This is a genomic window from Methylomonas defluvii (assembly GCF_033949435.1).
Taxonomy (GTDB): Bacteria; Pseudomonadota; Gammaproteobacteria; order Methylococcales; family Methylomonadaceae; genus Methylomonas; species Methylomonas defluvii.
This window is the reverse complement of sequence record NZ_JAXARY010000007.1, coordinates 124806-143959: the sequence shown is the minus strand read 5'-3', so window position 1 is coordinate 143959 and position 19154 is coordinate 124806. Positions and strand designations below refer to the sequence as shown.

14 protein-coding genes are annotated in these 19154 nt (G+C 55.0%); 11 read left to right on the top strand and 3 right to left on the bottom strand.

Annotation, left to right across the window (positions count from 1 at the left end):
- Nucleotides 1–15: 15 nt before the first annotated feature.
- The 3 genes from QLH52_RS09605 to rpiA all read right to left on the bottom strand — a co-directional run bounded on the left by QLH52_RS09605 (nt 16) and on the right by rpiA (nt 4585).
- Nucleotides 16–1893 carry a methyl-accepting chemotaxis protein gene (locus QLH52_RS09605; protein ID WP_319961392.1) on the bottom strand — a complete coding sequence of 626 codons (1878 nt, stop codon included), beginning with the start codon at nt 1891–1893 and terminating at the stop codon, nt 16–18.
- Between the two features lie 134 nt (nt 1894–2027).
- Complete coding sequence (locus QLH52_RS09600) at nt 2028–3701, bottom strand: formate--tetrahydrofolate ligase (protein WP_171694890.1); 1674 nt, start codon at nt 3699–3701, stop codon at nt 2028–2030.
- A gap of 206 nt (nt 3702–3907) precedes the next feature.
- Entirely contained in the window at nt 3908–4585 is a 678-nt protein-coding gene (gene rpiA, locus QLH52_RS09595) for a ribose-5-phosphate isomerase RpiA (RefSeq protein WP_192395538.1), read from the bottom strand.
- 190 nt (nt 4586–4775) lie between these two features.
- Here rpiA and ilvA point away from each other — a divergent pair, with 190 nt between their 5' ends.
- The 11 genes from ilvA (at nt 4776) to QLH52_RS09540 (ending at nt 19154) form a co-directional block, all read left to right on the top strand.
- A complete protein-coding gene (gene ilvA, locus QLH52_RS09590) occupies nt 4776–6314 on the top strand; it encodes a threonine ammonia-lyase, biosynthetic (RefSeq protein ID WP_319961391.1) in 1539 nt (512 codons plus the stop codon).
- A gap of 604 nt (nt 6315–6918) precedes the next feature.
- Nucleotides 6919–8811 carry a hypothetical protein gene (locus QLH52_RS09585; RefSeq protein WP_319961390.1) on the top strand — a complete coding sequence of 631 codons (1893 nt, stop codon included), beginning with the start codon at nt 6919–6921 and terminating at the stop codon, nt 8809–8811.
- Complete coding sequence (locus tag QLH52_RS09580; protein ID WP_319961389.1) at nt 8808–9287, top strand: tetratricopeptide repeat protein; 480 nt, start codon at nt 8808–8810, stop codon at nt 9285–9287. Before QLH52_RS09585 ends, QLH52_RS09580 begins: the two co-directional genes overlap by 4 nt.
- A 32-nt stretch (nt 9288–9319) precedes the next feature.
- Nucleotides 9320–9523, top strand: coding sequence for a hypothetical protein (locus tag QLH52_RS09575; RefSeq protein WP_201799028.1), 204 nt, complete (start codon nt 9320–9322; stop codon nt 9521–9523).
- 282 nt (nt 9524–9805) lie between these two features.
- Nucleotides 9806–10744: a type II secretion system protein gene (locus QLH52_RS09570; protein ID WP_319961388.1), complete on the top strand. Its 939-nt coding sequence runs from the start codon at nt 9806–9808 to the stop codon at nt 10742–10744.
- 291 nt (nt 10745–11035) lie between these two features.
- Nucleotides 11036–12778 carry a PglL family O-oligosaccharyltransferase gene (locus tag QLH52_RS09565; protein WP_319961387.1) on the top strand — a complete coding sequence of 581 codons (1743 nt, stop codon included), beginning with the start codon at nt 11036–11038 and terminating at the stop codon, nt 12776–12778.
- A 168-nt stretch (nt 12779–12946) separates the two neighbouring features.
- Nucleotides 12947–13588 carry a type II secretion system protein gene (locus QLH52_RS09560; RefSeq protein ID WP_319961386.1) on the top strand — a complete coding sequence of 214 codons (642 nt, stop codon included), beginning with the start codon at nt 12947–12949 and terminating at the stop codon, nt 13586–13588.
- Nucleotides 13585–14691 carry a type II secretion system protein gene (locus QLH52_RS09555; protein WP_319961385.1) on the top strand — a complete coding sequence of 369 codons (1107 nt, stop codon included), beginning with the start codon at nt 13585–13587 and terminating at the stop codon, nt 14689–14691. The genes QLH52_RS09560 and QLH52_RS09555 overlap by 4 nt, the downstream gene beginning before the upstream one ends.
- A 288-nt stretch (nt 14692–14979) precedes the next feature.
- Nucleotides 14980–16794, top strand: a complete 1815-nt coding sequence (locus QLH52_RS09550) for a hypothetical protein (protein WP_319961384.1) — start codon at nt 14980–14982, stop codon at nt 16792–16794.
- Nucleotides 16772–17497, top strand: a complete 726-nt coding sequence (locus tag QLH52_RS09545) for a hypothetical protein (protein WP_319961383.1) — start codon at nt 16772–16774, stop codon at nt 17495–17497. Before QLH52_RS09550 ends, QLH52_RS09545 begins: the two co-directional genes overlap by 23 nt.
- A 4-nt stretch (nt 17498–17501) precedes the next feature.
- Nucleotides 17502–19154, top strand: coding sequence for a GspE/PulE family protein (locus QLH52_RS09540; RefSeq protein WP_319961382.1), 1653 nt, complete (start codon nt 17502–17504; stop codon nt 19152–19154).

Genomic DNA, 19154 nt, shown 5'->3' with positions numbered 1-19154 from the left:
GTTATCTTTTGTCTGTTAGTGCATCTTAAAAAAGCCAACTTCCCGCATGAGCGTTTGGCTTTGATCGTTTAATTCTTCAGCAGTGGCGGCCAATTGCTCAGAAGCTGCCGCGTTATGCTGAATGGCCGTATCCAACTGTCCTACCGCTTGACTGATTTGCCGGACGCCGGCAGCCTGTTCGTCAGATGCGATGGCTATTTCCTGTACCAGCGTAGCGGTTTTTTGAATGCTGGGCAGCATTTGGCTGAAGATACGGCCGGCGTTTTCAGCGATGTCCAGGCCGGTATTGGCGAGTTCGCCGATTTCGTTGGCGGTATCCTGGCTGCGGGTTGCCAACTTCCGCACCTCGGTTGCTACGACCGAGAAGCCGGCACCGTGTTCGCCCGCTTTGGCGGCGACTATCGAAGCGTTTAATGACAGCAAGTTGGTTTGGTAGGCAATCGCTTCGATTAAGCCGATTTTCTCGGCGATTTTGTTCATCGCTTCCACGGTGTCTCTGATCGCCTGTTCACCGCTTTGCGCCGATTCGGCGGCGGTAAGGGCAATTTGTTCCGTAGTCTGGGCATTCTCGTGGTTGTGTTCCACCGACCCGGTCAATTGTTCCAGTGCGGCGCTGGTTTGTTCGATACTGGCCGCTTGTTCGCAGCTGCTTTGACTGAGTGTTTGCGCGGCATTATTGACTTCAGTAGAGGCTTGAGCGATTTGCGCCGAACAGCTGCCGATAGTGCCGATTACATCGGCCAGACGTTTTTGCATGGTCAACATTGCGGCAAAAATGCCGACATGTTGCTCCGCTTGCGGCATGCCGCGCCGTTCCAGTTTCCCGGCGGCGATATTGACCGCCAGATTATTGACCTGCCACGGTTCTCCGCCCAACTGAGCGGCTATGTCCTTACGCAGTATCCAAAATAGCGAAAAAGACAACCCCGCTACCACAATAATAAACACGCCGTTGAACAACAATCGGCGACTGGCGCTGTTTTCAATCGCCTTGGACGAGTCTATGGTGTCTTTGGCGATATAGTTTTCCACGTCTTTCAACAGATTGATCTTGCCGGTTTGCATGGCAAACCAGTGGGCCGGGTCTACCCCAAAACCGCCTTTATCGGCATTGCTCAGAGCTTTGCTGCGCATCGCCGCCGTTTCGTCAATAAACTGTCCGCGCAACGTGTGTTGTAAAAAATCCAGGTACTGCTGGGGGGCGACAGAGGCGAAAATATCCAGATAAGTATTCTGAAAAGCGATCAGGGTCACCAGTTTTTCATACATGCCGGGGCCAAAAGCGTCCTTGGCAAAAGTGTTCGCCAACACGGCCCGCTCCACGCCCGCTTGCTCCTTGCCTTTCAGAAAATTGGCATAGGCATCCAGCTTGTGATTGATTTCTACATTGGTGCTCAATTGCGGCAACTGGGCGATGATGGCCAGATAGGCGGCATTTAGATTGGAATAGTAATTGATGGTAACTTCGCCGCTGGCGCTTAAAGCGGTGACCGACTGGCGAGTCTCGTCGAGTTGGTCGATTTGCCGGTCTACCGCAGCCAAACCAGCCGCCAGATTGGTGGCGGCGGCTTTGGTGTCGAATGCTTTGAGAAAAGCATTCAGTTGTTTCAGTTTTTCGTCGGTGGCTAAGCGTTGTTGCTCCAGTTCTTGTTTAAATTTCTGGCCGCCACTACCCAAATGCCCGACCGACAAGCCGCGTTCTTTTTGTAATTCATGCACCAGATCGCTGGCGTACACGGAAAAGTTGGCTAAGGAGATAATCTTTGCCGCTGACTGCATCTCCACAATATGGGTGTAGACCACGAAGGAGGCCATTAGCAGTAAGCCTGCTAAGGGTATCAGCGATAGGGCCGCTATTTTGTGGCTGAATTTAACGGTTTTCAGGTCAAGCATGTCCACTCCCGGCGACTATTCATATGCTCAAGCATAGTCCAGGGTGCTTATACCTGCTACGTGTAAGGTTGAAGGAAACGGGCCGATTGCATTGCAAAAAATTCGAACAATCGACCCAATTTGCCTAGCGATATTTAGAACAAACCGCTGATCACGCCGTCGTCGCTAATATCGATACGCTCGGCGGCCGGTACTTTGGGTAAGCCGGGCATCGTCATCATGTCACCGGCAATCGCCACGATGAAGCCGGCGCCGTTAGCCAGACGTACTTCATTGATTTCCACCGTATGGTCGGACGGCGCGCCCTTGGCATTGGGGTTGGTGGAAAACGACATTTGGGTTTTCGCCATGCAGACCGGGAAATGACCGTAGTTGGCTTGCAGCGCCTTCAACTCGGCGCGAATTTTCGGGCTGGCGCTGATGTTTGCCGCGCCGTATAGCTTGGTGGCGATGGCTTCGATCTTATTCCACAGCGGCAGTTCGCTGTCGTAAACGTAGCTAAAGCCGGGTTCGCGATGATCGACGATGTTCAGTATCTCCTGAGCCAGCTGTTCCGCGCCGGCACCTCCGTGGGCCCAGTGCTTGGCGACTACGCATTTCACGCCCAACGCTTCGCATTTCTGCTGCAACAAGGCAATTTCGGCGTCGGTGTCGAAGGTGAAATGATTGATACTGACCACGCAGGGCAGGCCGTAATGCTGGGTAATGTTATGCAGATGGCGCTCCAGATTGGCAAAACCTTGTTCCAGTGCCGCCAGGTTTTCCTGGTTCAAATCGTCTTTAGCCACGCCGCCGTGGAATTTCAAAGCGCGTACCGTGGCGACCAATACCACCGCCGAGGGCTTTAAACCCGACATCCGGCATTTGATGTCCAGAAATTTTTCCGCGCCCAAGTCGGCACCAAAGCCGGCTTCGGTGACCGCATAATCGGCCAGCTTCAACGCGGTTTTGGTGGCGGTGACGGTGTTGCAACCGTGGGCGATGTTGGCAAACGGGCCACCATGAATAATCGCCAGATTGTTTTCCAGGGTTTGCACCAGGTTGGGTTTGATCGCGTCTTTTAAGATCGCCGCCATCGCGCCATGCGCTTTCAGGTCGCTTGCGTAAACCGGCGTGACTTTGTCGGATTTGTAGCCGATGACGATGCGGCCCAAACGCTCCTTCAAATCTGCGCGGCTGGTGGCCAGACACAGAATCGCCATCACTTCCGATGCGACGACGATGTCGAAGCCGTCCTCGCGCAAATAGCCGTTCGCCGGCCCGCCTTGGCCGATGGTGATTTTGCGCAACGCCCGGTCGTTCATATCGATCACCCGTTTCCATTGGATGCGGCGCGGGTCGATGTCCAGTTTGTTGCCGTGATTGATATGGTTGTCGATCAACGCCGACAATAAATTGTGCGCCACGCCGATGGCGTGAAAGTCGCCGGTAAAATGCAGATTGATGTCCTCCATCGGCACCACTTGCGCATAACCGCCGCCGGCCGCGCCGCCTTTTACACCGAAGCAAGGACCAAGCGAAGGTTCGCGTAGGCAGATAATGGTTTTCTTGCCCAAGCGGTTTAAGGCATCGCCCAAACCTACCGTGGTGGTAGTTTTACCTTCGCCGGCCGGGGTGGGGCTGATCGCGGTGACTAAAATCAGCTTGCCGTCGGTTTTATCGGTCAGGCTGTTGACATATTCCAGGGAAATCTTGGCTTTGTAATGACCGTAAGGGTCCAGATGTTCGGCGGGGATGCCGAATTTTTCGCCGGCCAAATCAATAATTGGGCGCATGCTTGCCTGTTGGGCAATTTCAATGTCAGACATGGTAGTTCCTAAAATACTCTGAGAAATGTTGCAAAAGCAGAGCAGCCGGCGGCTGCGATGGGCGGATATTGTAGAGTTCTAAGGCTGGGGCAGCCAGAAATTTAATGGGGAAAAGCCGGCAAGGCTTTATGGGTAAGGCGCTGCCGGCTTTTCGGCGACTGAGGTCGTCGCGCCGGACAACCTATCGCAATAACGGGTAACGCTGTTTAGTAAGTAATGACTTCGCTGCCTTTACCGACCAATACGACATCCGCGTCGCGGATCGCAAACAGACCGTTGGTGATCACGCCGGGGATATTGTTGATGGTTTTTTCCAACTCGATAGGGTCCAGGATGCTCAAATTATGCACGTCCAGAATCTCGCAACCGTTGTCGGTGATGTAGCTGGCGCCGGTATCTTTGTTCATGCGTAATTCAGGTTGGCCGCCCAATTTAGCCAATTGGCGAGCCACGAAGCTGCGCGATAACGGCAGCACTTCAACCGGTAACGGAAATTTGCCCATCACGTCCACGCACTTGCTTTCGTCAACGATGCAGACAAATTTTTTGCTGGCGCCGGCGATGATTTTCTCGCGGGTCAACGCGCCGCCGCCGCCTTTCAACATTTTTTTATGCGGCGTGACTTCGTCCGCGCCGTCTACGTAAATGTCCAGATCGCCGGATTGATTGAGGTCGATGACGCGAATACCGATGGATTGCAAATGTTCAGTGGTTTTCGCCGAGCTGGATACCGCGCCTTCGATGTCTCTTTTGAAATCGCAGTCGGCCAACAGATTAATTAAATGGGTGACGGTGGAGCCGGTTCCCATGCCGATGATGGGTACGTTTTTCAAATAGTGCAGGGCAGCCTGAGCGACTTGTTTTTTTAATTCGTCTTGAGTCATGGTGATGGTCCTGATGGATTACTCTTATAAATCTGACACGGCGTTTAACCCGTCATTGTGTGGGATAATAACCGATTGACGCTGATCTCTCAGCAGTTTTTACGCCGAACCGGCGCCAGGCAGCCTCGCCTAAACAACCCCGGAACCCACGCATGGACGGCAACTGCGCCAGCAGTTGCCGAGGACAATAATGCAGACATACATAGAAAAGATATTGCGGGCAAAAGTCTACGACGTTGCCGAGGAAACCCCATTGGATTTTGCCGCTACGCTGTCGGAGAAAATCAACAACAAGGTGTATCTGAAACGCGAAGATTTACAGCCGGTATTCTCGTTTAAATTGCGCGGTGCCTATAACAAAATCGCCTCCCTGACACCGGAACAAACCGCGCACGGCGTCATCGCCGCGTCGGCCGGCAATCATGCGCAAGGTGTGGCCTTGGCGGCCAAAAAACTGGGCATCAAAGCCCTGATCGTGATGCCGAAAACCACGCCGGAAATCAAGATCAAATCAGTAAAGGCACGCGGCGCGAAAATCGTGCTGCACGGCGACTCCTACGACGATGCTTATGCCCATGCCATGGAATTGGTCGCGGAAAAAGGCATGACGTTTATCCATCCTTACGACGACCCGGAAGTGATAGCCGGGCAGGGAACAGTAGGCATGGAAATTCTGCGCCAACACAACGGCGATATTCACGCGATATTCGTTCCGGTCGGCGGTGGCGGACTGGTGGCCGGTATCGCCGCTTACGTCAAATTCGTGCGCCCGGATATTAAAGTCATTGCAGTGGAGCCCGACGACGCCGATTGTTTGAATCAAGCTTTAAAAGCCGGCCAGCGGGTGATATTGGAGCAGGTCGGTTTGTTTGCCGACGGCGTGGCCGTCAAGCAGGTTGGCGAGGAACCGTTCCGCATCGCCCGTGAGCACGTCGATCAGGTCATCACCGTCAGTACCGACGAGATTTGCGCGGCGATTAAAGACATCTTTGACGATACCCGCTCGGTCGCCGAGCCGGCCGGCGCCCTGGCGGTGGCGGGTTTGAAAAAATACGCCGAACAACACCATCTACAACAACACACCCTGATTGCCATCGACAGCGGTGCCAATATCAATTTCGACCGCTTGCGCTATGTCGCCGAGCGCACGTTGGTAGGCGAGCATAGAGAAATTCTGCTGGCCGTCGAAATACCGGAAGTGCCGGGCAGTTTTTTGCGATTTTGCAAAGTCATCGGCAAGCGCAGCATCACCGAGTTCAATTATCGCTATTTCGACGCGCGCATGGCGCAAGTGTTTGTAGGGATCAGCAGCAGCGGCGCGGAAAATGACCGCCAGCATCTGATCGAGCAATTGACCGTAGACGGTTTTTCGGTCACCGATATGACCGGCAACGAACTGGCCAAGGATCATATCCGTTATATGGTTGGAGGGCATGCGCCATTCGAGTTGAAGGAGAGCGTCTACAGCATCCAGTTTCCCGAGCGTCCCGGCGCGCTGCTGAAGTTTTTGTTGTCGCTGGGTAGCCAGTGGAATATCAGTTTGTTTCATTACCGCAATCATGGCGCCGCCTTCGGTAAAGTGTTGATAGGCTTGCAGATTGACGGTGAGCAACGCGGGCGTTTTGAACAATGTTTGTCGGTTTTAGGACTTGCCTATCGGGATGAGACCGGTAATCCAGCCTACCGCCTGTTCGTTGGTGGTAGCGAATCTGCCGACATCGGCAGCTAACATTTTCTGCTCCCGTTTAGCGTCCTAATCTTAGGATCTATTTAAAAAATCTCCCCCAGCCCCTCTTTTTCAAAGAGGGGAGAGTAACTTCGCAATTCGGCGCACTCAGAATTGCCGGACCTTATTTCCCATTAAATCCTTAAACCAAAAATGCCAGGTGCTTGATGTCCTTAAGTACTTCGGCAAATTATTCCGCCCAAAATCTTAACGCCCGGAATTATTGGCAAACATTTCGGGATTTCCTCCTAACGACAACTGGGAATTCGCCAACATACAATGCGCGCCATTTTGTGCTATGGCGATTTGAATATAAAGATGCTTCTGTCAGACCCAAAAAACCGTCTTTCCCGTCAGGATACCCACAGGGCACAAGTGCGGGTAGCCGGAACCATGGAGGGCACGCTTCGACTTATCCATGCGGTTTGGGCTCGGCTAAGGACAGCTTGATCAACGGTTTTTCCAGCGTGGCGGAAGCATCTTTATATTCAAATTTTAAACAGCCTGCTGATACGCAAACGACAAGCGGCTTGGGGCTAATGCGTTCGGGCACGCCAAAGTTTTCGATAAGTGCAAAACATGAATTATCAAGTTACTGAGGGTGTAATTGAAAATCGTCAAACCAAAGCACATCAGGGTGTTATGCATGCTCATGCTGCTGTCGGCAGGCTTTACCGTGCTTGCTGCCGCTAAGTCTTTCGAAATTCAGGAACTGGAGTTCAAAAACTCCCAGGTCTCCGACATCATCCGCGTCCTGTCCGAAGATGCCAATGTCAACATCGTTGCTACCCCGGAAGCCGGCAAAAAGAATGTGACGATTTTTTTAAAAAAAGTCAGCTTGGAAGACGCCATCCGCACGATTTGCCGCATCAGCGATCTTTGGTACCGGCGTGATGATGGCGAAACAGGTGCCTATCGGCTCATGACTAAGGAGCAGTACTCGAAGGATTTAATGTTGGGCCAGGACGACAACATAAAAGTGTTCCAACTTCGCACTCCAAATGTCTATGCCATAGCCATGGCTATTCAAAACCTCTATGGGCAGCGGGTACGTGTCAGCTACAACCCAATGATGGGCGGCAACATGGGCTTTGGCGGTGCGGCAAATCGTGGCCGAATTGGCGGGATGTCTGGTTCGAATAGCTTCGGCGGCGGCATGGGTGGGATGGGTGGCTTCGGTATGGGCGGAATGAGTATGGGAGGCTATGGTTATGGTGGCGCCGGAGGCGGCTACGGCGGCGGCTTTCTGGGCTCTGGCGGCGTGCGCGGCAGCAACGCCTATGGCACCAATCGCGCCTACGGCTACCGCGACGGTCGTAACGGCCAGTCCAGTGGGATGGGGGGCAACCTCACTTTCCAGGATCGGGTGCCGGACAATTTAAGCGTTGATCAGTTGGAGCAATTGTCCTCAAGTTCCGGCGACGACAAGCGCATCGACACGGAAAAACTATCTGAAGTCTCGGGTGCCGATAAAGTGGTGTCCGTTACCGTCAATAACGAGCATAACCAGTTAATCGTTAAAACCAGCGATCAAAACATCCTCAAATCGATTGCCGATCTGGTTCAGCAAATGGATATCCCCCAGACTCAGGTTATGTTGGAAATGAAGATCATCGACGTCAAGGTCGGCGAAGATTTCTCCTCACTTTTTAACTTCGAAATCAAAAATACTAAAGCCCAAGGCGATAGCGTTAACCCGCTTGTTATGGGCGGTGCAGCCGCTTTGACCGGCGGTGGTAGCTTTGTCTATGAATTTGTCAGCGATAAAGTCAAAGCCAACATCGAGTTTCTGGAAAAAAACAACCGGGTTAACGTCGTCTCCAATCCGATGCTGGTCGCGTCCAACCATCGCCCCGCCACCTTGTTTGTGGGTGAAGAACGGGTCATGGTGCGCGGTTATGCGGTCAGCAACGTTCAAAACACCAATACGGCTACCACGTTCTCCAGCCCGGAAACCGAACTGCTCGATATCGGCACCACCTTGGAAATCGTTCCGCATATTAATGCCGACGGCAGTATTCATATTCAAATGAATCAGGAGAATTCCACCCTCAACGAAGGTGCAGCCACGATACCCATTACCAGCAACAATAATGACAAGGTGCTGGATTTACCGATAGACACCATTACCACTGCCCGCATGCAAGGCGAAATCTTCGCTAGGCACGGTTATACCGTCGCGGTGGGCGGTTTGATTCGCGACAGCTTTTCCCGCAACCGCCGCAAAGTGCCTTATCTGGCCGACATCCCGGTGCTTGGCCAGGTGTTCAGGCAGACCGTCGATGCCGACAGCAAATCGGAAATGGTGCTGTTGATTACGCCCTATGTACTGAACCAAGGCAACGACAGCCACCAAGAATACGATCCCACAGACAAATACCACCGCTACGCGCCGGATACCGCCATGCAAGCCAAGCCGGTGCCTAAACCGGAAAATCCCGACGAACCGGTTTGCGGCGAGTTTTGCGCACCGCCGCGGCTGCGGGAGTCGGATCAATGAGCCGCAACAATTTAAAAACTCGGCGCGGATTCCCGTTACCGAAGCAATTCTATGTCCGGAGTTTGCTGAGCCTGTTCCTGTTGGCCTGCGCCGCCTGCCAGCCCAACCACATGGGTCTGGATACCCCGGCAGATATTGCCACCGAAAATTGCTACGCCTATCGCTACGGCGACAAATTGCGCAAGATCAATTTTGCCCAGGCCTTCGATTGGTGCCATCGCGCCGCCGGTACTGGCGACGCCAACAGCCAGGCCCTGCTGGGTGAACTGTATTACCTGGGGCTTGGCGGCCCGCAGGACATGACACTGGCGGCCCGTTGGTTTGAATCCGCCGCCCGCCAGGGCCATGCGCATGCGCAATACATGCTGTACCGGGTGCACGCCACCAGTCCCAATCTGGAACAACAGGAAAAAGCCGATTACTGGCTGAATCAGGCCCGCCATAGCGGTTACAAACTGGCCTTGCCGGCGCAATGAACACGCTTGAATTGAATGAGGGAGAAATAGAGATGATGAGAAACCATAAGCACATGCAAGCCCAACCCGTCAAAAGCAAGCTCATGGAATTGCTTGATGAAGTATTGCAGCACGACGGCTTCGGCGAAATCCGCGTCGAGGTCAAAATTCTCAAGCGTCAGCAAAAAGAAGTGATTCTGCACTGCGGCAAACAATACCGCTTTGTGGTGGATAGCAGCTTACCGGGCCAAGCTTGATGCTTGCGGTTCGCACGGTCCGAGTGGAAGGCGGGAGATTGGAATAAGGCCGCTTTAGCCTTATCAATTCCCCTCTTTAGCAAAGAGGGGCCGGGGGAAATTTTTTAAATAATCCCCCATCTTCTGCCCAGTGGGCGCGAGGAATATAGAGAATTCAGGACTAATCCGCGCACGGACGCGCATAACTAAACGAGTGTGATGGGGTCACATCAAAAAACCAAAAAATAAGATGACCAACAGGCTGCGTGAGGCAGTTGCGGCATTTAGATTTGAGAAAACAGTATGAAAGGCAAACAACTGAAAAGACTGCAACACAGACAAGCGGGTTTCACCTTACTGGAACTGCTGGTAGTTATCACGCTGATCGCTACGTTGGCGACTGCGGCGTTGGTGGCGTATGAAGGGATTGGCGACAGTGCCCAAGCTACAGCGGCTTCCAACAGCACCTCAACCGCTGACGGTGCTATCCGTAACTATCGTGCGGTTACTCAAAAATATCCTGACCAATGGGATAACTTGGTTGTTGGTTCGGGCGCTAGTGCTGGTGCGGCGCCGGCATTTTTGGCCACTGTGACTGCATCCAAATTTGCCAATTGGGCTTTGCCTGCTTCCCCAAGTACATTCCGCGCTGCCGTGGTGACTGCATTGGAATCAGTCGGCATTACCGAACTGCAACAACGTACTCAAGTTGCTGCGACTGGCACTATCGAACCTAACTTGCAGCATAACGAAGGTGCAGTTGGAGGCGTTGGCGTATCGGAAGATGATTGGACGGCTATCTCCAACGTAGCGATCCTGCCTACTTATGGCGATGTCGGTGGCACTCCCACAGCATGTACGTTGCCAGGCGGTATGCCAACGACCAAGTTGGATGCTTCTACGATAACTGCTACTGATGCTCTGCGCCAAAACACCATCAACGACACCCTGGAAGACGATCAATGCAACTTGGTGATTGCTTTGGGCTTTGGTCACGACGCCGCGCACAGCACCAGCAACTCGTCTGTGGCAATCTCCACTGCGCCGACCTTCGTCAGCCAAGCCATTAATCCGGCGACCAGTTACGCGCGCTACATCGCATTATTCCACGTCGCTCAAGATACCAATGAAGATGCCAGCTTTGCTGACAGTGAAGTATTCAACAAAGCCCGCTTACTGGCCGTTGTTGACACCGAAGGCCGTATGATTGATGAGAACATCGCCGCTCAAAACCCTAACTAATCATTAGCTAGGTAAACCCTGGTTCCCACGGTCCGCCGTGGGAACCCCTACTAGCGCTGGGCTTTGCTAAAGAGTCTAGCGCTAGTAGGCCTCGGCCTCTCGGAATACCGAAGAGTAGCGCCTCGGATAGCCGGCGTGCTGTGGCGGTGGCAAGCCTTTATGCGTTCCCACGCGGAGCGTGGGAACGAGGTAAGCTCTCCACGAACGGCTTAACTTAACGGCACTTGGTTCGCACAGGCTTGCGTAACACATAAGCGCCAAGCGCCACACAACCAAAACAGACAACAAACGATGAAATCGCTCCACTTCTCCAAACTTCCACCGCTCAGCCTGTTGCTATTGGGTTTGCTGCCGATTTTGCCTTGGCTGGCGCCCTGGCATTTGCAGCCGGTAACCACCTTTCATCTGGAATGGCTGGCGGTAGTCGGCGGATTGCTGGCTTGTGCGGCGGCTTTGCCAAGCTTGTGGCGTAGCGAGCATTTGCAGTTGCCGCGCACGCTGTGGTTGCCTTTAACGCTGGCCGCCTATCTGGCCTTACAAAGCAAACTGTTGCCGCAAGTCGTCGTACCGCATGCCTATATGGGGATGGCTTATTTGGCTTGGGCCGCACTGATGATGGTTTTGATGGCCCATTTGCGGCAACAGTTTGGTAGCGAACGGGTCGGCGGCTGGCTGGCCGGCGGTTTGGTAACGGCTGCCGCGCTGGTGGCCTGGCGTGAGCTATTCGGGCGGCTATCCGGGGAAATCGGCGACTGGGGCGGCGTCGGCCAAGCCAACAACTACGGCGATTTCTTGGCCTTGGGCAGTGTGTCTTTACTGTACTGGCATGCGCTTGGTCGGCTACCTCGAGGGGTATTTGCGTTCTGCGGGTTTAGCCTGATGCTGGGCTTGAGCCTGACGCCTTCTCGCAGTGTTTTATTGTATTGGCTAGCCATCTTTGTCATCGCGTGGCGCTACCGTTCCGCCTGGTTGAAACCCATCGGCTTAGGGCTTTTCGGCTATCTGGCCTTGCAGGGTTTGTGGTCGCTGGGTGTTTTGCCGGACGCGCAACTGAGCTCGGCGGAACGCATGCTACAACCAACCAGCGGCGCGTCGCCGCGCTGGCATATCTGGCAAGTGGCCTGGCACTTGTTTTTGCAGCAGCCCTTGCTGGGTCAGGGTTTCGGGCAATTCGACACCGCGTATTTTCAAGCTGGCCGCTATATTCCGGCACTGCCTACCTATATCGAACACGCGCACAACCTGATTTTGCACTTGCTGGCCGAACTGGGTTTGTTACCGGTGTTGCTGCTGCTGTTGGCTATCAGCCGCTGGATTCGTCCGGTGCTGGCCGTGGGCGAGGGGACAACGCAGCAAGCGTTTAAAACCTGGCTGATGTTGTTGGCGGCCATTTTGGGCATTCACAGCATGTTGGAATACCCGCTGTGGTACGCGCCGTTTTTAGGGGTTGCCGCGATGGTATTGGGCTTGGGTGATGAGTTGAGCCGGCCGATAGCCTGGAAAAAAACCGGCACTGTCATAGCCGGCTTCTGCATTGCTGCCGCCGCGTCCGTGGCAGTTGTACATGAAACTCACTACCTGCGCATGGAATTGGCTTTGTTAGCGACGGTGGCGCAACCCTCTCAGCAACGCTCCGATCATCTGGTGGATGTCTGTCAAAAAGCGGTGACGCAAGCGCCGCTGCTAACACCTTATGTGCCGATGATTTTTACGTTTACCGGTCAGCCCGACGATTTGGCGATGCGGCCGCAACTGACCGTATTGGCGGATGTTGCCGTGCGTTTCGTGCCGGCCAACAATTTAGTGTACCGGCTGGCGCTGATGCAAGCCCTGAACGGCGATCAGCAAGCATCCAAAAAGACGTTAAGCCGGGCCTTGGCCGCTTATCCGAATGATGCCTCAAAGTTTATTGTCGATCTTTTCCATCTCAAAGGTGCGGACAGCGTCAAAGTCAACTTCATGTTGCCGATGCTGGCCTCCACGCTAGGTGCAAAAGTGGTCACCAGCAGCGGTGCGCCTGCCAAGCAACTTTAACTGAGAGGTTTGATTGGCTGCCGATGCCGGCGTGACGCCAACTTAATGCTAGTGACTCGGCAACTAGGGCTGGCTAAGTTTTTAATTTTCACAAGCAAGTAAATGAGGTGTTTATTGTTTGTTCTTAGCGGAATGTTGCGGCCCGTCGCCTGGCGCCATGTTGCCGTCGTGCGTTCCAAAACTCTGAAAATTCGGTCGCAAGCCGGTTTTACCCTACTGGAATTATTGGCGGTGATTGTGCTGATGGCAGTAGTAGCCGGCACGGCGGTGCTGGCTTATGAAGGCGTGCAGGATCAAGGCCGCCAAGATGCTACCCGGTTTGAAATCGCGGAAATCCGCAATGCTTTGTTACAGTTTCGCCGCGATAGCGGTAGCAACGATTTACCGGGGCAGGGGATTTACGTCTGCGAAGACCCGGCAAACCCCGGCAAAATCAATCCGGATTTGGTTAATCTGCCCAGCGAAGCCGGCAGCACGGACGCCGCAAAACTGGCCTGGTGCGAATCGCCGGCCAATTTCTGGATGCTGTTTGCCGACCCTTCCGGCAACGGCTGGAATCCGGACACCCATCGCGGTTGGAACGGCCCGTATTTGCAACGCAAAAGCGGCCTGATGAGTTATGCCGGTGTCGATAATTTGTGGGTGATTACCGATGCCTATCAAGCCAATTACCTCATGTTGGATTTGGATGACGCCGACAAAGCTCGGCTGGTCAGCCTCGGTCCGGATAACACCGACAATAGCCCAACGCCCGGCACCTGCCAGCTGGCCGGCGGTGGTGACGATACCGTGCTGTGTTTGTTGCGATGAACTTATTGATCGAAATCGCCAAAAACGCCAAAGCGCAGGCTATCACGCTCCGCTTATCCACCCTACCTGCGGTCGGTTCGATACATCACAAATCCGAGCGCGGCTTTACCCTGCTGGAAATGTTGCTGGTGATTTTTTTGATGGCACTGGTGGCGTCCACCGGTTTGCTATTGACCGAGGGCGTGGAAGACCAAGCCAAATACGACGAAACCAAACGCCGGATGGAACTGATCCGCAAAGCCATCGTCGGCGACCCGACTCGCACAGTAAACGGCGCGCCGGAGCTTAGCGGCTTTGTGGCGGATATGGGGCGCTTGCCGCTATGTTTGGCGGAGTTATTGAGGCTCGGTGACGAGGTGCTTCCGGCCACCGTTCCGAAAACCTTTAAATCGCCGTGCGACGACACCGAAATCGTTAGCGAATGGAATCTGGATCAGAACACGGGGGTCGGCATAGGCTGGCGCGGCCCCTATTTACAGGTTATCCCGGAATCCGGCGGCGGCCTGCGTTTTAGAGACGGCTATGGTAACGAAGGCGCGAATGCGGCCGCTGATGCGCTGGATTCAGGATGGGATTACAGCGTAACCGCAGCGACCGCCAGTTTAGCTAGCGAAGGCATGGATTTAACTGTTGCCACCGATGACGTGGCCGCGCCGCAACTGATTGTCAGCGCCGATTGGCAGGTGCCATTACCGGCGGCAGTGAGCGTGACGTTTGAGAATCAAAGCGGGACAAAATTGCCAGGGTCAGACGTCAACTTGGTATTGCGCCTTTATTTATCCGATTTGACCGACTATGTCGATTCGGACGAGGGAACTCCTGATTACTTGGTTTTGGCAAGCCTATCAGTATCGGCGAGCGGTCAAAAAACCGAGAGCTTTAAGTTGAGCACGCCGCCACTCTTGCCTATTGGACAACGCGGGTATGCGATTGTTTGTTACCAAGGTGGGACGGTTGACCCAGACGATTTTGTGATTTTCGACGGCGATTGCGATACCACTGGAGCCAATCCCAACCCGAAGCCAAACATCGCCAACATCCGCAGTTTCAGCGTCTCACCCCGCCAGACACTGAATTTGGCCCTTAATTGGATCATTCCATGAGTCCACTTTGTCCGAATCCGTCTCGCCATGTGCTTTCAGTGCGGGCCGTCACTGCCAATACGCTAAGGAAAAAGCTCCTTCTCCCTCCGGGAGAAGGTTGGGATGAGGGGATCAAAATATCGTTTTTTCCCTTATTTATTCCCCTCACCCTAACCCTCTCCCTGGGGGAGAGGGAATCACCTGCTGCTAATTTAATGGCAATGACCGAGGATCGTCGGGGCGCTAAGCGGCAGCGCCGAAAAAGCCACAGTCCGGAAACCGCTAAACAATCTCAAATGCCAAGCATCCATGAAATTTAACCGTTTTATCCCTTTTGCTATCCCGTCGCAGTTATTGGTCTGCGAGACCGACGGTTTTTCCTTGCGCGCCGCCGTGCTGCGCCGTGCCGATCAGGATATGGAATTGCTGTATCAGGCCAAAACCGAGCAGGTGGATATGGCCGAAGGCCTGAGCGATGTGCTGACTACGCTAAAAAGCCAGGGTTGGCAGGGCGGCGGTTCGGCGATTCTGTTGTCGCCGGCGGTGTTTTCCACGCTGGTGGAGTTACCGGTCAATCCCCGCAAACCCCGGCCGTTGTTGCAGATGTTGGAGCTGGCGCGCTGGGAAGCGGAGCCGCTGTTGTTGCAACACGTCACCCGCTGGTCGGTGGGGCATTTATTGGTGGGCCAAGGTTATATGACCGAGGAACAAGCGCGGGCGGTGATGGATTTGCAGCAAGGTAAATCCAGAGCCGGCGGAGGTTTGGCGTTGGCCGAGCAGTTTTCGTTACGGCGTTTCGGCGATCTGGCGGTGGAGTTGGGTTATATCAAACGCAGCCAGCTCAATGCCTGCTTGACCGGGCAGGAGTGGCTGAAAGCCGCCGACGAGGCCATCGAAGTCGGCTGGGCGGCGCAGAGTGCGGTGGACGATATACCCGGTACTTTTAACTGGCTGATTAGTTGCGTGCATCAAAGTTTATTGCAGCGCTGGTCGGACGCTTTCGCGCGGCAGGGTGTGAAATTGCAAACCATGTATCCCTTGACCGGTTGCAGCGCGGCCTTATTGCCCCCGACAGAAACCCACGCCGTGCTGCTGGAGACTCAACCCGGTCTGGGGTTTAGCACGCGGCTAGCCGCTGGCGGGATTACGGCCTTGCGCCACTATTTGAATCTGCACAAAGCGCCGCTGGATATTTGTCTGGAAAGCTATCACGCGCTGCATGCGCCGCCGCGCGAGCCGGTCTGGCTGGCTAGTTGGCCGCCGGCACCGGAGCTGGCCGCCAATTTGGAACACATGCTGGAACTGGACTTGCATCCTCTAAGCCATGCTGCCGTTGGCGATAAGGTCTCGCCGGGCATGGCCGGAGCGGCTTACCATGCACTGGGTTTGGCCGAATCTGAGCGTTGCGTGGGGGTGCGCTTGGGCGGCCCGTTGCCGGCACTGCGTGATCGCTTGGAGGTGCGGGCCGCGGCGCTGGTGCTGCTGTTATTGGTGGTGGTCGGCGTGGCTGAGCTGTCGTTGTGGGCGCGCAAAAGTAGCGTCGAGAGCTACAAACAGCAGGTGGACGCCAGCTGGCAAAGTATCGATGAGGCTATTAAGCGCATCAACGCCCAAGCGGCTGAAATCGCCCAGATCAAGGACAAAATCAAGAGTTTGCGCACCGAACAGTCGCGTCTGGAAAATCTGGCCCGCTTCTACGACGAAGATATTCCGGAGCGCATGGATTTGGTGAAAGGCGTGTTGGGTATGCTGCAAACGCTGGTTGACAATGAGGTGGTGATCGAGCGTTTGGATGAGCCGGACAAGTCGGCATTAAAACCGGCCGCGGCAGCGAACGCGGCGGCGCCCAACCCTATCGACGCCAAACGCATCGAAGCGGAAAACCTGGTGCTGGAAGCCTGGGCGCTCAGCGACAGCGCCGCGCAGACCTTTATCAAACGGGTGGGTGATGCCGCAGCCCGCTGGGATTTGCAGGTTCGCGAGCCCAAAGTGACTTTCGGCAAAGGGCCGCTGCAGAGCAACGGCTTCAGTATTTCCTTGCGGCTGGTCAAATTGGCCGAGCCGGACGGCAAAATCATTCGTTTATCCAATCCAAATACCCATGAAACTACCCCCTTTGAGTAAGCGCGAACAATGGTTGTCGGCCTTGGCTATCGGCGTGATCGTTATCGGCGCTTACGCCTGGTTGCGCTGGGTGCCGGCCAACCGGGAAATCGGCCAATTGCAACAAACGGCGGAAGCCACCGATAAGCGCCTGCGTACCGCCGAGATCCCGGAAGAACCGGATGAGGACATCGAGCGTTTGAAGAGCCAATTAGCGGAACAAGAGCGTTTGCTGGCGGCTATCAAGGAGCAGTCGGACAGCGTGGAAAAACATCTGGCGCCGGACGACTCGCAGTTTCTGATTGTGAATATTTCCAAAGTGGCGCGGGATGCGCAGATTCATGTGCGCGCCAACGAGGTTTTCAAAGCGGCGGTAAGCAACAATGCCGCGCCGGTAGCGGCGGCACCGGCAACCACCAAGAAAAGCCGGAAAAACAAACCGGCGACGGTAACGCCGGCCGCTGCCGCTGCGCCCATCGCTGCCGTGATTCCGCCGCTGAGTGCTGGTTGGGTGGCGCGGATGTCGCCGGGTTCCTTGTTGGAAAGGCCGTTGCGGCGCCTGGAGGTGGAGGGTACCTATCTGGCTTTGAACCGCTTCATTCACGATTTGGATCGGCTGCCGTTTCAAGTGGCGGTGCTGCGGATCAGTGTCGAGCGCATGCCGGTGTTGGCGATGCCCGGCTATCCGCAATCTTTGTTGGCCGAAGTGATTTTGGCGTTGTAAGCGTATGGCTATCAATGACGAACATCTCCTGGAAGCCGGTGTGCGCTGTGGCTTGATTGAAGCTGCGCAATTGGAACGCCTACGTCTGGAAGCTCGCCGGCAACGCTTGAGTTTGCTAAGCATGGTTCAGGCCCATTATCGTTTTCCGTTATCGGCCTTGCACCGGGCGGTGGCCGAGCAATACGGTGTGCCGTATGTCGATCTGGATACGCTACAGGTGGAAAACACCTTGTTAAAAAAAATTCCGCCCAGTCTGGTACAGCGCAAATTGCTGTTGCCGGTTAGTGATGGCGAACAGGTGTTACTGATCTGCGGCGATCCGGGCGACCGGGGCGGCATCGATTCGGTGCAACGCTTGTTGGGGCAGGTATTGCCGCTGGCAATGGCCGATCTGGCTCTATTGCAATTAAAGGTAAAGCAGGCATTGGCCGGAAAATCGGCGCCCGAGCAAAGCGGCGCGGTGACAGCGGAGACCGATACCGATTTGGTGGCCATGCTGGACGGCATCATCCGCGAAGCCTATTTTTACCGGGCCTCGGACATTCACTTATTGCCGGATGCGCAAGGTCTGCGGGTTCGTTTGCGGGTGGACGGCAAATTGCGCGACTTTCCGTTGGTCGCCAACGCCGGCGCGGCGGCTGCTTTGGTGTCGCGGGTCAAGGTGCTGGCCGGCTTGGATATAGCCGAACAGCGCATGCCGCAGGACGGCGGTTTTTCTTATCATTTGCCCCGGCCCATCGACAAGGGCTTTAACATTCGGGTGGCGACCGCGCCGACCCGGCTGGGCGAACGGATGACGCTGCGGCTGCTCGGCCAAGAGGCGTTTGGCTTGACGCTGGCCGATCTGGGCATGATGGAAGAAGATTTGCAGCATTTTCGCAAGGTGATACACCGCCCCTACGGCATGGTGCTGCTGACCGGTCCGACCGGGAGCGGTAAATCGACCACCTTGTTCGCCGCGCTCCAAGAAATCAACCGCGCCGACATCAACATCATGACCGTGGAGAACCCGATTGAATATGTGATGCACGGGGTTTCTCAATTGCAGACCGGGCCGAAAGTCAGCTTTGCTGACGCCCTGCGCTCGTTTCTGCGGCACGATCCGGACGTGCTGATGGTGGGCGAGATCCGCGATCCGGAAACTGCCGATGTGGCCGTAAAAGCGGCAATGACCGGGCATTTGGTGTTTTCGACGCTGCACACCAACAACGCGGTGAGCGCCGTCACGCGCTTGATCGACATCGGTTGCGAACCATTCCTGATCGGTTCCACGGTGGCGGCGGTGATCGCGCAGCGTTTGGTACGCCGCTTATGCGGGCATTGCCGCAAACCACGCTCGGCGACGCCTGCCGAGCTGGCGGAATTGGGGCGGGACGACGATGCAGTGCAAATATACGAACCGGGCGGTTGCGTGATCTGCCAGGGCAGCGGTTTTTGCGGCCGGCTAGGATTGTTCGAAACCCTGTGGCTGGATGAAACCCTCGCCCGCTTGGTGGCCCGCGGCACCGATGAGGAAACCTTGGAAGCCAGTGCCGGTGAGCGTCTGAGTTTTATGTGGGAGGACGGCTGCCGTAAAGTGCTGCTGGGCATGACCACGCTCGACGAGTTACGCGATGTAGCGGTCCACAAAACCCGCGGTATGCGCGGCGTAAACTGA

What these genes read in the sequence shown, in the direction of transcription:
- QLH52_RS09565 (WP_319961387.1), top strand. Translation starts at nt 11,036, where the DNA reads ATGAAATCGCTCCACTTCTCCAAACTTCCACCGCTCAGCCTGTTGCTA.
- QLH52_RS09555 (WP_319961385.1), top strand. Translation starts at nt 13,585, where the DNA reads ATGAACTTATTGATCGAAATCGCCAAAAACGCCAAAGCGCAGGCTATC.
- QLH52_RS09545 (WP_319961383.1), top strand. Translation starts at nt 16,772, where the DNA reads ATGAAACTACCCCCTTTGAGTAAGCGCGAACAATGGTTGTCGGCCTTG.
- QLH52_RS09570 (WP_319961388.1), top strand. Translation starts at nt 9,806, where the DNA reads ATGAAAGGCAAACAACTGAAAAGACTGCAACACAGACAAGCGGGTTTC.
- QLH52_RS09575 (WP_201799028.1), top strand. Translation starts at nt 9,320, where the DNA reads ATGATGAGAAACCATAAGCACATGCAAGCCCAACCCGTCAAAAGCAAG.
- QLH52_RS09605 (WP_319961392.1), bottom strand. Translation starts at nt 1,893, where the DNA reads ATGCTTGACCTGAAAACCGTTAAATTCAGCCACAAAATAGCGGCCCTA.
- QLH52_RS09550 (WP_319961384.1), top strand. Translation starts at nt 14,980, where the DNA reads ATGAAATTTAACCGTTTTATCCCTTTTGCTATCCCGTCGCAGTTATTG.
- rpiA (WP_192395538.1), bottom strand. Translation starts at nt 4,585, where the DNA reads ATGACTCAAGACGAATTAAAAAAACAAGTCGCTCAGGCTGCCCTGCAC.
- QLH52_RS09580 (WP_319961389.1), top strand. Translation starts at nt 8,808, where the DNA reads ATGAGCCGCAACAATTTAAAAACTCGGCGCGGATTCCCGTTACCGAAG.
- QLH52_RS09540 (WP_319961382.1), top strand. Translation starts at nt 17,502, where the DNA reads ATGGCTATCAATGACGAACATCTCCTGGAAGCCGGTGTGCGCTGTGGC.
- ilvA (WP_319961391.1), top strand. Translation starts at nt 4,776, where the DNA reads ATGCAGACATACATAGAAAAGATATTGCGGGCAAAAGTCTACGACGTT.
- QLH52_RS09600 (WP_171694890.1), bottom strand. Translation starts at nt 3,701, where the DNA reads ATGTCTGACATTGAAATTGCCCAACAGGCAAGCATGCGCCCAATTATT.